Origin of the sequence: Snuella sedimenti (assembly GCF_016428595.1) — a bacterium.
In the GTDB taxonomy this organism is placed as follows: domain Bacteria; phylum Bacteroidota; class Bacteroidia; order Flavobacteriales; family Flavobacteriaceae; genus Snuella; species Snuella sedimenti.
On sequence record NZ_JAELVQ010000033.1, the window covers coordinates 1 to 13,659 of the forward strand.

14 protein-coding genes are annotated in these 13,659 nt (G+C 34.6%); 10 read left to right on the forward strand and 4 right to left on the reverse strand.

Translation table 11 applies throughout. The features are described from left to right. The first annotated feature begins 238 nt into the window (after positions 1-238). The 7 genes from JF259_RS16175 (at position 239) to JF259_RS16205 (ending at position 7,536) form a co-directional block, all read left to right on the forward strand. Complete coding sequence (locus JF259_RS16175; protein ID WP_199116749.1) at positions 239-442, forward strand: membrane or secreted protein; 204 nt, start codon at positions 239-241, stop codon at positions 440-442. 6 nt (positions 443-448) lie between these two features. Next, complete coding sequence (locus JF259_RS16180) at positions 449-1,561, forward strand: glycosyltransferase (protein WP_199116750.1); 1,113 nt, start codon at positions 449-451, stop codon at positions 1,559-1,561. Then, positions 1,552-2,100, forward strand: coding sequence for an RNA polymerase sigma factor (locus JF259_RS16185; RefSeq protein ID WP_199116751.1), 549 nt, complete (start codon positions 1,552-1,554; stop codon positions 2,098-2,100). The genes JF259_RS16180 and JF259_RS16185 overlap by 10 nt, the downstream gene beginning before the upstream one ends. Beyond that, the gene (locus JF259_RS16190; protein ID WP_199116752.1) at positions 2,100-3,326 is read left to right on the forward strand and encodes an Nramp family divalent metal transporter; all 1,227 of its coding nucleotides are present in this window, start codon (positions 2,100-2,102) and stop codon (positions 3,324-3,326) included. Before JF259_RS16185 ends, JF259_RS16190 begins: the two co-directional genes overlap by 1 nt. Positions 3,327-3,365: 39 nt before the next feature. Then, on the forward strand, positions 3,366-4,244 hold the full coding sequence (gene lipA, locus JF259_RS16195) for a lipoyl synthase (RefSeq protein ID WP_199116753.1): 879 nt from the start codon (positions 3,366-3,368) through the stop codon (positions 4,242-4,244). 2 nt (positions 4,245-4,246) lie between these two features. Beyond that, complete coding sequence (gene gap, locus JF259_RS16200; protein WP_199116754.1) at positions 4,247-5,263, forward strand: type I glyceraldehyde-3-phosphate dehydrogenase; 1,017 nt, start codon at positions 4,247-4,249, stop codon at positions 5,261-5,263. Between the two features lie 83 nt (positions 5,264-5,346). Then, positions 5,347-7,536 carry a tetratricopeptide repeat-containing hybrid sensor histidine kinase/response regulator gene (locus JF259_RS16205; RefSeq protein ID WP_233164339.1) on the forward strand — a complete coding sequence of 730 codons (2,190 nt, stop codon included), beginning with the start codon at positions 5,347-5,349 and terminating at the stop codon, positions 7,534-7,536. Here JF259_RS16205 and lpxK read toward each other — a convergent pair. Next, the gene (gene lpxK, locus JF259_RS16210) at positions 7,533-8,543 is read right to left on the reverse strand and encodes a tetraacyldisaccharide 4'-kinase (protein ID WP_199116756.1); all 1,011 of its coding nucleotides are present in this window, start codon (positions 8,541-8,543) and stop codon (positions 7,533-7,535) included. The two genes, JF259_RS16205 and lpxK, sit on opposite strands and share 4 nt — an antisense overlap. 425 nt (positions 8,544-8,968) lie before the next feature. Between lpxK and JF259_RS16215 the strand changes: the two genes are divergently transcribed. The 3 genes from JF259_RS16215 to msrA all read left to right on the forward strand — a co-directional run bounded on the left by JF259_RS16215 (position 8,969) and on the right by msrA (position 11,634). Further along, on the forward strand, positions 8,969-10,063 hold the full coding sequence (locus JF259_RS16215) for a Nif3-like dinuclear metal center hexameric protein (protein ID WP_199116757.1): 1,095 nt from the start codon (positions 8,969-8,971) through the stop codon (positions 10,061-10,063). A gap of 3 nt (positions 10,064-10,066) precedes the next feature. Continuing rightward, positions 10,067-10,846: a zinc ribbon domain-containing protein gene (locus JF259_RS16220; RefSeq protein WP_199116758.1), complete on the forward strand. Its 780-nt coding sequence runs from the start codon at positions 10,067-10,069 to the stop codon at positions 10,844-10,846. Positions 10,847-10,977: 131 nt separating this feature from the next. Next, positions 10,978-11,634, forward strand: coding sequence for a peptide-methionine (S)-S-oxide reductase MsrA (msrA, locus tag JF259_RS16225; protein WP_199116759.1), 657 nt, complete (start codon positions 10,978-10,980; stop codon positions 11,632-11,634). Positions 11,635-11,646: 12 nt separating this feature from the next. Here the strand turns inward: msrA and JF259_RS16230 are convergent, their stop codons facing one another. From JF259_RS16230 to map, 3 genes are all read right to left on the reverse strand, one after another. Continuing rightward, positions 11,647-12,411, reverse strand: coding sequence for a class I SAM-dependent methyltransferase (locus tag JF259_RS16230; RefSeq protein ID WP_199116760.1), 765 nt, complete (start codon positions 12,409-12,411; stop codon positions 11,647-11,649). Between the two features lie 5 nt (positions 12,412-12,416). Beyond that, positions 12,417-12,680, reverse strand: a complete 264-nt coding sequence (locus tag JF259_RS16235) for a hypothetical protein (RefSeq protein ID WP_199116761.1) — start codon at positions 12,678-12,680, stop codon at positions 12,417-12,419. Positions 12,681-12,748: 68 nt separating this feature from the next. After that, positions 12,749-13,567: a type I methionyl aminopeptidase gene (gene map / locus JF259_RS16240; RefSeq protein WP_199116762.1), complete on the reverse strand. Its 819-nt coding sequence runs from the start codon at positions 13,565-13,567 to the stop codon at positions 12,749-12,751. Between the last annotated feature and the right edge of the window lie 92 nt (positions 13,568-13,659).

The window sequence follows — 13,659 nt, forward strand, 5'->3', positions numbered from 1 at the left end:
TTATCGCTTTAATAGAAGCTTCATGAAAGAAAACATTTTTGACAACCTTTTGAACAGAATGGTGAATACCGAACCATGCTTTATCAAAAATATTAGTAGTTAAATGCCTAAGTCAATAATATTTTTAATGGTTAGACATTAAATATACTCATAATTACCAAGTTAGATGCAAAAACAGGGTACCAAGTCGCATAGCCGTATTTTAATAAAAAATGTATCTTTGCATAAAATTTAACAGATGAAACTTCTTTTAATTACTATCGTTTTATTAGGATTAGGTTTTGCCGGTATCGCAATAAAAATTTGGGCTAAAAAAGACGGAAAATTTGCCGGGACATGCGCAAGTCAAAATCCTATGCTAAACAAAGAAGGAGAAGCTTGTGGTTTTTGTGGAAAGACTCCAGATCAGTTTGCCGATTGTAATGAACCTCAACACTCTTAAGGTTTTATGACATATCTTGATTTGGTTTACTACGCTTTCTTTGTTGTAGTATGTATTCAAGTTATTTTTTACGTATTTTTTTTTGGTCGGTTCGCCTTTTTAAAACAAAAAAGTAAACCTCCAAAAAGCTTAGCTATTTCGGTTATCGTTTGTGCAAAAAATGAAGCCCGAAATCTAGAAACATTTTTACCCTCAATATTATCCCAAGACTATCCAAATTTTGAGGTCGTCCTTATAAATGATGCATCACATGATGATACGCTAGATGTCATGGAACATTTCGCAAGCATTCACGATAACATTAAAATTGTTAACGTTAAAAACAATGAAGCTTTTTGGGGGAATAAAAAATATGCTCTAACTCTCGGCATAAAAGCTTCTAAAAATGATTTTCTACTCTTTACAGATGCCGATTGCAAACCGGTTTCCAGTAATTGGATAAAAAAAATGAGCGCCCATTTCAGCAATAAAAAAACGATTGTCCTTGGCTATGGAAGCTATGCTAAGATCAAAAATTCATTGCTAAATAAACTCATCCGATTTGAAACCGTGCTAACTGCCATTCAGTACTTTTCATTTGCAAAAGCAGGAATCCCGTACATGGGGGTAGGCAGGAATTTAGCCTATTCCAAAGCAACCTTTTTTAATGCCAATGGGTTTATAAACCATATAAAAGTACGTTCTGGTGACGACGATTTATTTATTAATCAAGTTGCATCCAGTAGAAACACCGCAATATGTATTGATACGGATAGTTTTACAGAATCCATCCCCAAAAAAACATTTAAAAGTTGGCTCAGACAAAAAAGACGTCATATATCGACAGCAAAGCATTATAAATTGAAGCACAAGTTACTATTAGGTCTTTTTTACTGTTCCCAGTTACTCTTTTGGGGGCTTGCAATTGTGCTTTTCCTTACCAACTATAACTGGCCAATAATATGTACATTATTTGCTCTACGTCTCTGCATACAATTTATAGTTATTGGTATTTCATCTAATAAATTAGAAGAAAAAGATCTTATTTTTTTAATTCCTTTTTTAGAAATCTTTTTAATAATTACACAATTAACTATATTTATAAACAATCTCATATCAAAGCCTAACCATTGGAAATAAAAGAAGCTATTAAACGTGCTAAAAAAAACGATCAAAAAGCGTTTAATTTCCTGTTAGATCAATATTGGGATGACGTTTACGGTTTTCAATTAAAACGTATTCAAAACGAAAATGATGCCGAAGACGTTACAGTCCAAACATTTTCTAAAGCTTTCGATAAAATTGAAACCTTTGACGAAAGTTATAAATTCAAAACATGGCTTATTGCCATCTCCAAAAACATCCACATTGATCTGTTACGAAAAGAAAAAAATTCTATTACCCAAATCATTTCTAACAACGATGATGATCATGTTTTTCAAGTTCTGGACGAATCTCCTTCTCCAGAAGACATTCTTATCACCGAACAGCATTTAGCAAAATTGCTTCGGGACATTAAAAAACTAAAACCACATTACCAAGAAGTAATTAACTTACGTTATTTTCAGGAATTAAGTTATAAAGAAATATCTGCCGAACTTAATGAACCTATAAACAATGTAAAGGTTAAACTATTACGTGCCAAAAAATTATTGGCTGAAATTATTCAAGAATCTTAATGGTAAGTAAATTAAAAAACTTAGGACCAGGTTTATTATTTGCTGGAGCAGCTATTGGCGTATCCCATTTGGTACAATCCACTCGAGCTGGTGCCGATTTCGGACTGGGCCTTTTATGGGCCTTATTGCTCGTTAACTTATTTAAATACCCGTTTTTTCAATTTGGCCCAAGATATGCCTTAGCCACAGGCGAAAGCCTATTGGATGGTTATAAAAAATTAGGAAAAGGCATCCTTGCTACTTACTTTTTATTAAATATAGCAACCATGTTTACCATACAGACCGCTGTTACTATTGTGACCGCTGGTTTAGCTTCTACCCTGTTTGGCGATTATGTTTCCATCGAAACTTGGACTATAATTATTCTTATAATTTGTCTTACACTATTAGTTGCGGGCAGATATAAGTTACTGGATCATTTAATGAAAGTAATTATTATTACACTTACCATTAGTACCATCATTGCCGTAAGCATGGCTTTATACCACAATACAACCAACCTCTCATTAAAACAAATACTTCCAGCTACATCATTGGAAATTGCATTTTTAATTGCATTTATGGGCTGGATGCCGGCTCCTTTGGACGTATCTGTATGGCAATCGTTGTGGGCCATTGAAAAAAACAAGGAATCAAAAACTTACACTACAAAGAAAGCTTTATTCGACTTTAATGTAGGTTATATAAGTACTATTTTTCTAGGTATTGGTTTTTTACTTTTAGGCACCTTGATTATGTTTAACAGTGGTGAAACCTTTAGCAACTCAGCAAGCATGTTTTCTAGCCAACTAATAACTATGTACACCCTAAGCTTAGGCAATTGGGCTTACGTTATAATAGGCATTGCTGCTTTTACAACCATGTTTAGCACCACACTAACAACCTTAGACGCTTCACCGCGGGCCATGGCAAAAACCACACAGCTTCTTTTTAAAAAAACGAAAAGCTTCGGTTATGGTTTTTGGATTGGAATCTTAACCATTGGATCTGCCCTCATTTTTATATTCTTAGCTTCAGAAATGGGATTGTTAATAAAAGTAGCAACCATCTTATCGTTTATTACCGCTCCTTTTTATGCCATAATTAATTACATTTTAATCTCAAGCAAGCACACCCCTAAACAATGGCGCCCTTCCAGAATAATTCATGTTTTAAGTTGGCTAGGTATTATCTTTTTAATCGGATTCAGCATTTGGTATCTCACAACATTAAAGGGGCAGTTTTAATAGAATACTTTGTATCTTTGTACTCTTATTTTTTTAAATATGAATACAGAAACTGCGTCTAATATACTACCCGAACGTCAAGCAAAACCCAAATGGCTGCGCGTAAAGCTACCAACTGGAAAAAAATATACAGAACTTAGAAGTTTAGTCGATAAATACAAACTAAACACCATATGCACATCGGGAAGTTGCCCAAATATGGGTGAATGTTGGGGAGAAGGGACTGCAACATTCATGATTTTAGGTAACGTTTGTACCCGTTCATGTGGTTTTTGTGGCGTTAAAACTGGACGCCCCGAAACTGTAGATTGGGACGAACCCGAAAAAGTTGCTCGTTCTATTAAACTCATGAAAATTAAGCACGCTGTATTAACAAGTGTAGACAGGGATGATTTAAAGGATATGGGAAGCATTATGTGGGCCGAAACCGTAAAAGCAGTACGCAGGATGAACCCCGAAACAACGCTTGAAACGCTAATACCTGATTTTCAAGGTATAGAACAGCATATGGATCGTATTATTGATGTTGCCCCTGAAGTTGTATCGCACAATATAGAGACCGTTAGGAGGTTAACACGAGAAGTTCGTATTCAAGCCAAATACGATCGGAGTTTAGGTGTTTTAAAGTATTTAAAGCAACAAGGACAGCGTAGAACAAAATCCGGAATTATGCTTGGGCTCGGTGAAACAAGAGAAGAAGTTATCGAAACCCTTCATGACTTAAAAGCCAATGATGTAGATGTTGTTACAATTGGACAGTACTTACAGCCTAGCAAAAAGCATTTACCAGTAAAACAATTCATTACACCAGATCAATTTAAAGAGTATGAAGAAGTTGGTCTTAGCCTAGGTTTCCGTCATGTAGAAAGTAGTGCCTTGGTGCGCTCATCTTACAGAGCACAAAAACACATTAACTAATCATGATTCGGGTTGCAATAAACGGGTTTGGCCGAATAGGCAGACGCGTATTTAGACTATTACAAGACCATGAAGACATACAAGTAGTTGCCATAAACGATTTAGCCGACGCTAAAACATTAAGCCATTTACTAAAGTACGACAGTATACATGGCCTCTTTAACGGTTCTGTTTCTTACGACTCGCAAAATATTATTGTAAACAACACCCCTGTTCCATTACGCAATTACAAACACCCAGAAGCAATAAACTGGTCACCTTTTAATATAGATTTTGTAATTGAATCTTCTGGTAAGTTTAAAACAACTAACGACTTACAAAACCATATAAAAAATGGAGCTAAACATGTTATTTTAAGTGTTCCTCCTCAGGATGAGGATATTAAAATGATTGTTATGGGGATAAATGACCAAAGTATTGATGGTTCTGAACACATTATATCCAATGCTTCGTGTACGACTAATAATGCTGCTCCTATGATTGAGATTGTCAATACACTTTGTGGTATTGATCAAGCTTATATAACAACGGTTCACTCGTACACAACAGACCAAAGTTTGCACGACCAACCACATCGCGATTTAAGAAGAGCTAGGGCAGCCGGTCAATCTATAGTCCCTACCACTACCGGAGCAGCTAAAGCCCTTACCAGGATCTTTCCCGAGCTCTCGAATGTTATTGGTGGTTGTGGTATTCGTGTTCCCGTTGTTAATGGCTCATTAACAGATATTACGTTTAACGTAAAAAAAACAGTTTCTATTACCGATATAAACAATGCTTTTAAAAGTGCTTCAGAAAACCATTATAAAGGTATTTTAGAATACACCGAAGATCCTATTGTTTCTATCGATATAATAGGAAATACGCATTCTTGCGTCTTCGATTCCCAAATGACATCGGTTATTGGGAACATGGTAAAAATTATAGGTTGGTACGATAATGAAACGGGATATTCTAAAAGAATTATTGACCTAATGTGCAATTTATCGGAAAAAAAATGTATTTTGTCGACAAAATGATTATATTTGTCGGTACTAATTAAATAAAAATGTCCCAAATCAATAACTACATAGTTGCATTTTTAATGCTGTTAAGTTTTAGTATGTCTTCGCAAAATTCTATTGATGAAGATCCTGAAATTCTTCAGAACAACATTGATTACCGTATTTCCCAATCACAATCTGAATTGGAAAAGTACAATTATTATAAAGCTGAAAAACTCCTCAATGAAGCACTTAAACTAGCCCTAAAGTTAGAAGACAAAAAAAGTACAGGCATTGTTTATTCCAACAAAGGAAAACTACAGCTTATTATTGAAGAAGACAATAAAGCCATAAAATCACTTAATAAAGCTATAGAGATACAACGTCTTTCGAATGATTATGTAAATCTGGCGCATTCCTACAGAATCCTTGGCGAAGTTTACGCAGCTCAAAACAACCACAGCCAAGCATTAGATTATTACAGGTCATCTAAATCGCTCTTTGAACAAGAAGATTTAAACGAAAATCTGGCAGAAATATACCTTTTACAAGGAAAAACCTATACCAGCCTTAACAAATATAAAGAAGCAAAAACTGCATTCGATAAAGCCATAGCAGGTGCCTCAAAATACAATTTATTAGACATTCAGAGTTATGCTTTAATTAATCAAGCTAAAGTATACCATAAATTGGGTGACAACCTAAATGCATTAACAGTTGGTAACAATGGTCTTAAAATAGCTAAAGCAAATAAGTTTTCTGTTATACTAGACGACGCATATATTGTACTTAGCGATATCAACGAAGGTCTTGGTAACCATGAACAAGTCTCCAATTATTTAAGAGCCCATATTAAGCTTTCCGATTCCATAAATGATTTAAAACGTTCCAACGTATCAAAAGATGAGGAAATGGAGCATTTATTGAATGAAGAAAGAGAGAAAAACAAAGAAGTAACCCAAAAATTAGAAGAGTCTGAGGACAATAAAGAATTAAACACACTAATATCAATACTTAGTGTAGCTCTTATAACGATTCTATCCTTATTAACTCTATCGCTATACAAAAACAATAATATAAGGCTAAAAACCAATAACATGCTCCACAAAAAAAATGGAGAACTTATTATAGCTAAAGAAAAAGCCGAACTAGCCTCAAAAACCAAAGCTAACTTCTTATCGACGGTAACCCACGAGTTAAGAACACCGCTATACGCCGTAACGGGTATTAGTAACATGCTATTGGACGAGGATCCTAAGCCAGAACAAATACAACATTTAAAATCCTTAAAGTTTTCTGGCGACTACCTCTTAACCTTTATTAATGATATTCTTCAAATAAATAAAATTGAAGCCAACAAAGTAGAAATAGAACCAGAAGCCTTCAACTTAAAAAAGAAAATCAACAATATTATTCTTGCATTAAACAACTCTGCATTAGATAATAATATTAAAATCCATTTTGACTACGATAAAAATCTAGGTGAAAACTTTATTGCCGATCAACTAAAGATCTCCCAAATACTTATTAACCTAATAGGAAACTCCATTAAATTCACAAAAGATGGAGACATTTGGATTCGTATCTATAAAATTCAAGAAAAGGGTAACATCTATACACTGCGGTTTGAGGTTGAAGACAACGGTATTGGTATTAGTAAAGAAAAGCAGGACCATATGTTTGAAAGTTTCTCACAAGGCTCTATTCAAATTAACAGAAAATATGGTGGCACGGGCTTAGGTCTTTCCATTGTAAAAGGGCTTATTGAGATATTAAAAGGAAAAATTTACCTAAAAAGTGAATTAGGTAAAGGCACAACGTTCTTCTTTGAAATTCCTCTTGAATATACACAACAAGAAGAAAGCGAAAACGAAAAGAAAACAGCGAGCTACTTTAATGGAGATACAAATGAATTAGATCTTACCAATGTGAAAATTTTGGTGGTGGAAGACAACAAAATAAACCAAATGATCACAAAAAAGATTCTAACCAAAATGAAACTTAGTTGTGATGTTGTAGATAATGGTGAAGAAGCTGTAGATTTGATTAAGAATAATAAATACGACATTATTTTAATGGATATCCATATGCCGGGAATTAGTGGTATTGAAGCAACTAAAATTGTTAGAACTTTTGACAAGGAACTTACAATTTTTGCCTTAACAGCGGTAACTATTGAAGATAAAATGCATGAATTTGAAGAGGCTGGATTCACAGATATTATTCCGAAACCATTTAAACAAGAAGAGTTTGAGAAAAAACTTTTTAATGCACTATCTTCAAAAAAAGCAAATTCTGCCAGTGCTTAAAATTTTAAGCCAACAAAGTTTTTGACTAATTGATTAAAATCCGAAGCATTATCGATAGTAGCACGAATTGGTAAATAGTACAGTTTATCCTTTAAAACAGTATACTGTTTCAACCGCATATAATCCTTTTCAGTGGTAATAATAAGATCTCGTTTAGCAATATTCTCTACATCCTCTTTTGAAAAATCATAATGGTCCTTAAAGTTTAAGTGATCAAACTCTAAACTTTTCCCCTCAAGAAATTGCACTAAAGGCTCAGGCTTCGCTATACCCGTTACTAACGTAAAAGCAGGTAAACTTTCAACGCTCAAAGCCCCTGCTCCAGACTCAACCTCACTAGCATACTGGATGGAACTAAAAAAAACTGTTTGATGTGCTCCTGGATTGATTTGTTTTAAAATTTCACTCTTAATCGCATCAGTTATGCATTTAGGGCATTTAGTAACTACAATCACATCGGCTCGCTTAGCACCATTTCTAGACTCCCTCAAATTACCTGCCGGCAATACAAAATCTTTCGTGTAAAGTTCATTATATGTTGTTAGCAATATATTGAACCCTGCATTAACTTTTCTATGTTGGAAAGCATCATCCAATAAAATTATTTCCGGTGGATTGGCAAGCGCTGTTAATTGTTTAATCCCATTAACCCTTTTTTCGTCGACCGACACTAGAATGGCATCTTTAAACTTATTGTAAAACTGAAAAGGTTCATCACCTAAAGTAGCAGCTGTATCATCTATGCCTGCCAATTTAAACCCCTTAGTCTTGCGTTTATACCCCCTGCTTAAAGTAGCAACAAGGTATTTATCTTTTAAAAGTCGGATCAAATACTCTATCATAGGTGTTTTGCCTGTACCTCCAACACTTAAATTGCCAACACAAATAACGGGAAAGTCATAAGACACAGATGATTTAATATTTAAATCATACAATTTATTTCGTAACCACGTAACCGAATAATACACTGGAACTATAGGGAAGAATATCTTTCTGTAAAACTTCAAAGCAACAAAATGAATTTAACAAATATTATAAGTGCCCAATATAACAATTATTACAGCTTTAAAGTCAGAAGTCATACTGTCTTTTGTTTTTAAAGTAAATTTATTTCAAACCGGTAACATCCAAAACTTTTGACGCAAGACCGTTTCACTGCTAGACAAAAAACAATAGGCAAATTGAATATCAATACTTTGCACTGTCTTGTTTTGCATAACAGGAATTTATCTTTTTGTAAATAAAAGCCACGCTTTAAAAAGACAGAAATTTTAACTTACTGAAACTAAACCAGTCTAACTTCTTTAATCTAAAAACGTAGTGGTCTTAAGTCAATATTTCTGATGGCTTCCCTACCAATTCAACTAATCAGCAATAAATATTTACTGGTGAAAGTAATTATTTTATCTTTGATCATAAACAAAATACAATTATGATTGTTCAAGATGTTATTAACTATCTGGAAGAACTAGCACCTTTAACCTATGCTGAAGATTTTGACAACGTAGGTCTTTTGGTGGGTGACAAAAATACCCCTATAACAGGTGTCCTTGTTACTCTAGACACACTTGAGACTGTTGTAGACGAAGCCATACAGAACAACTGCAACCTGATTGTTAGTTTTCACCCCATTATTTTTAAAGGATTAAAAAAACTAACGGGCAAAACATATGTTGAGCGCACTGTTATGAAAGCTATTAAGCACGACATTGCCATTTATAGTATGCATACCGCCCTAGACAATGCACTACAAGGTGTAAATGATATGATTTGCAATCAATTGAAATTAACCAATAAACGTATTTTAATACCCCAACAACAAACCATAAAAAAGCTTACTACTTATGTTCCTATAAATGAGGCCGAAACACTTAGAACAGCTTTATTTAAAGCCGGAGCTGGCCGTATAGGCAACTATGACGACTGTAGTTTTAATGTAAATGGCTATGGTACTTTTAACGCTAATGAAAAGGCATCGCCAACCAAAGGTGAAATAGGTGCCATTCATAAAGAAGAAGAAACTAAAATAACGGTTACATTCTCTAAACATTTAGAACAACAAATTCTAAAAACCCTATTTAAAACCCATAGTTACGAAGAGGTCGCTTACGAAGTAACAACCTTAGAAAATGCTAACCAGCATATCGGCATGGGAATGGTTGGTGAATTTAAAACCCCTATGTCCCAACAGGCATTTTTAAAATATGTAAAAGAGAACATGCAAACCAGTTGCATCAGACATTCAAAACTATTAGACAAACCTATTCAAAAAGTTGCTGTCCTAGGAGGTTCTGGAAGTTTTGCAATTTCTGCAGCTAAAGCAACCGGTGCCGATGCCTTAATAACAGCCGATCTAAAATACCATGACTTTTTTACAGCAGAAAATAGTATTCTTTTAACAGATATTGGACATTATGAAAGCGAACAGTTCACAAAAAATCTTTTAGTTGAGTATCTTACAAAAAAAATTACTAATTTTGCAATCGTTTTATCAAAGACAAACACCAATCCTGTTAAGTATTTTTAAAGTATGGCTAAAAAGAAAGAAGTAACTGTAGAAGAGCGCTTAAGAGCTCTATACGATTTACAGCTCATCGATTCTCGTATAGATGAAATAAGAAATGTTCGTGGAGAACTTCCATTAGAAGTTCGTGATTTAGAAGATGAAGTTGCCGGGCTAAACATAAGATTAGAAAAACTTGTAGCTAATTTAGACGTTATAGACAACGATATCTTAGGGAAGAAAAACCTTATTGAAGAAGCTAAAGCTTTAATAAAAAAGTATAGTGAACAACAAAAAAATGTTAGAAATAACAGAGAGTACAATTCACTTACCAAGGAAATTGAATTTCAAGAGTTAGAGATTGAATTGGCCGAAAAGCATATCAAGGAATTCAAAGCACAAATAGAGCAAAAGAAAGAAGTAATTGCTGAAACAAAAGAGCGTTTAAAAGAGCGCGAAACCCATTTAAAGCATAAAAAAGGGGAATTAGATGCAATTTTGGCTGAGACTGAAAAAGAAGAACAAGCACTAATTGCCAAATCTAAAGAATACAAAGAGCAAATTGAAGAGCGCTTAGTTGCAGCTTATACCAGAATTAGAGATAACGTAAAGAACGGACTAGCTGTTGTACCAATTGAAAGAGGTGCTTCTGGAGGTTCTTTCTTTACTATTCCACCACAAGTACAGGTAGAAATTGCCTCTCGCAAAAAAGTTATTACCGATGAGCACAGTGGTCGTATTTTGGTTGATGCTGTTCTAGCTGAAGAACAAAAAGCTAAAATGGAGAAATTGTTTTCTAAACTATAAGCTTCATCAAAACATCATGTTAAAAGCGTTCATTTTTTGAACGCTTTTTTATTTTTAAGCAACTTTTAAGACAAATACGCTAAGGTTTTATAATTTAGTACGACTATATCTCCTAATAAAAAACAAACCAAATGAAACATCTGTTTGCCTCTCTTTTACTTATCCTTTTATGCAGTTGCCAAAACACCGCACAAACGAAGAAAGCCAATCAAGCAACCACAGCTCAAGAACCAGTAGAAATACCTATACAAAACGGAAAAGCACGCGCTTATTTTGCGAGTGGTTGTTTTTGGTGTGTTGAAGCCATATACGAAAGTGTAAAAGGAGTTGATGAAGTCATTTCTGGTTATTCTGGCGGACATACCAATAACCCAACCTACGAGGCAAGTAACACAGGAAAAACTGGTCATGCCGAAGCGGTTGAAGTAATCTACGATCCAAAAATTGTAAGTTTCGAAACATTGGTAGATGTTTATTTTGGTTCTCAAAACCCAACGCAAGTAAATGGTCAAGGACCAGATAAAGGCTCTCAATACCGCTCAATTATTTTTTACCAAAATAATGAACAGAAACAAATCATAATTCAAAAAAAAGAAGCACTTGCCAAAAAATTAAACGCCAAGATTGCTGCCGAAATTTACCCATTTCAAAAATTTTGGAAAGCCGAAGCATACCACCAAAATTATGAGCGATTAAACCCAAACAACCCCTATGTTAGGAAAGTATCCATACCTAGATTGAATAGGTTTAAAGCAAAGTTCCCTGAACTTTTAAAAGAAGGACATTAATAAACATTTATATTATTTATAACAAACAGGGATGATCTCCCCTTTGGCCAGACAATATTTTTCAATAGCACTTTGTGAAATGGAACTAGTATAATCTACCTCATCAACTTTAAATCCAATACCTCGAAGTTTATCAAAGTAATCACGTCCATAAACCCTAACATGGTCATACTGTCCAAATATTTTGGCGCGTTCTGACTTGTTGGTTATCGTATTATCTTCAAAAGTATGTGCTCTAGACAAATCCTGTGGAATTTGAAGAATGGCCATGCCTCCCGGTTTTAATATACGATACAACTCTTGCATCGCCTTAGTATCATTAGGGATATGCTCCAATACATGGTTACACAAAATCACATCAAAGATATCATCACCAAAAGGAAGATCACATATATCTGCCTTTACATCTGCTAATGGTGACTTTAAATCAGTCGTTGTGTAATCTAAATTTTCCATTTTTTTAAAACGCTTATAAAATGCTTGTTCTGGTGCAAAATGCAACACTTTATGGTGTTTCGAAAAAAAATCGGTGTTATTCTTCAAATATAACCATAACAACCTATGTCTCTCCAGGCTTAACGTAGACGGAGATAAAACATTATTACGTTGTTTTCCGTAACCATAAGGCAGAAACGTTTTAAAACTTTTACCGTCAATGGGATCGGTATAGGTGTCTCCTTTTAGAAAAAATTCTAAAAAAGGACGTACGGCATAACTTAACCTAATTAAAAAGGGCCTGGGAATAACATTTAATATGAATTTGAAAAGGCTTTTCAAAAAAATCACAAGTTTTTATAATCTTCCCTTATAGGATAAAACACATCGGCATCTTCACAATAAGTTCGTGTTTGGGCACTATCTATTATTGTACTGGATGGCTTTGCAGCAATCATTTCCAGTGCTAAAATGATTACATCCCTATTAAACATTGGTTTTAATTTCCCCTCTGTAGCCCAGGAGGCCTTTTCATACTTTTGTGTATACTCTGAGAATAAAGCGCTAGGTTCAACGATAAAAAACCCAATAGTATTCTTTTCAGTATGCATAAAACGACCTTTTACAGCTTCAAAGAGTTATGTTCTACCAGTTTTAAAACATCTTCACACATAGTAGTCTATATTACAAGTGCTTTCTGGCGAAATTCATCTTCTTCATTACTCTCTATGTTCAAGGATTCATATATGTAGGCAAAGGTCGACAAGAGTTCTGGCTTTCCATCTACTATGGCCACATCGTGCTCAAAGTGCGCACTCGGCTTATTATCTTGTGTCGTTATCGTCCAACCATCCCTATGTTGTTTAATGCGATGCGTCCCCATATTAATCATAGGCTCTATAGCTACGACCATACCTTCTATAAACTTTTTTCCACGTCCACGCTTTCCATAGTTAGGCATTTCGGGATCTTCGTGCATTTTTCTTCCCAATCCATGACCGACTAGCTCCCTAACCACTCCATATCCATGATCTTCACAGTGTTTTTGAATGGCATAGCCCACATCACCCACACGGTTATTTAACTTGAACTCTCTAATTCCTACGTATAAAGATTCCTTAGTTACTTGCAATAATTTTTCGGTTTCCTTATCTATTTCTCCAACTGCAAAGGTATAAGCATGATCACCGTAAAACCCATTCTTTAAAGCACCACAATCAATAGAAATGATATCTCCCTCAACTAAAGGTGTGCCGTTTGGTATACCATGAACCACTTGGGCATTGGGACTCATACAAAGTGTATTAGGGAAATCGTATAATCCTAAAAACCCTGGCTCTGCACCATGGTCGCGAATGTGCTCTTCAGCTATTTTATCTAATTGCAGCGTTGTAACACCTGGTTTTATTTCTTTTGCTAATACCCCTAGCGTTTTAGAAACTATTAAAGCACTTTCACGCATTAGTTCAATCTCTTCTCTGGTCTTTGTAACAATCATATTCAAAAAATAAGGGCAAAGATACTTAAAATAAACATTTTGGATAGCCACATGCTCTATAATACCTATTCTAATTTAGAAATGCTTAAATA

Bases quoted from the DNA above. Each gene is read 5' to 3' on its own strand.
- lipA (WP_199116753.1), top strand. From the start codon at position 3,366: ATGAATACAGAAACTGCGTCTAATATACTACCCGAACGTCAAGCAAAA.
- JF259_RS16220 (WP_199116758.1), top strand. From the start codon at position 10,067: ATGGCTAAAAAGAAAGAAGTAACTGTAGAAGAGCGCTTAAGAGCTCTA.
- JF259_RS16215 (WP_199116757.1), top strand. From the start codon at position 8,969: ATGATTGTTCAAGATGTTATTAACTATCTGGAAGAACTAGCACCTTTA.
- JF259_RS16205 (WP_233164339.1), top strand. From the start codon at position 5,347: ATGTCTTCGCAAAATTCTATTGATGAAGATCCTGAAATTCTTCAGAAC.
- msrA (WP_199116759.1), top strand. From the start codon at position 10,978: ATGAAACATCTGTTTGCCTCTCTTTTACTTATCCTTTTATGCAGTTGC.
- JF259_RS16235 (WP_199116761.1), bottom strand. From the start codon at position 12,680: ATGCATACTGAAAAGAATACTATTGGGTTTTTTATCGTTGAACCTAGC.
- JF259_RS16175 (WP_199116749.1), top strand. From the start codon at position 239: ATGAAACTTCTTTTAATTACTATCGTTTTATTAGGATTAGGTTTTGCC.
- gap (WP_199116754.1), top strand. From the start codon at position 4,247: ATGATTCGGGTTGCAATAAACGGGTTTGGCCGAATAGGCAGACGCGTA.
- JF259_RS16180 (WP_199116750.1), top strand. From the start codon at position 449: ATGACATATCTTGATTTGGTTTACTACGCTTTCTTTGTTGTAGTATGT.
- JF259_RS16190 (WP_199116752.1), top strand. From the start codon at position 2,100: ATGGTAAGTAAATTAAAAAACTTAGGACCAGGTTTATTATTTGCTGGA.
- map (WP_199116762.1), bottom strand. From the start codon at position 13,567: ATGATTGTTACAAAGACCAGAGAAGAGATTGAACTAATGCGTGAAAGT.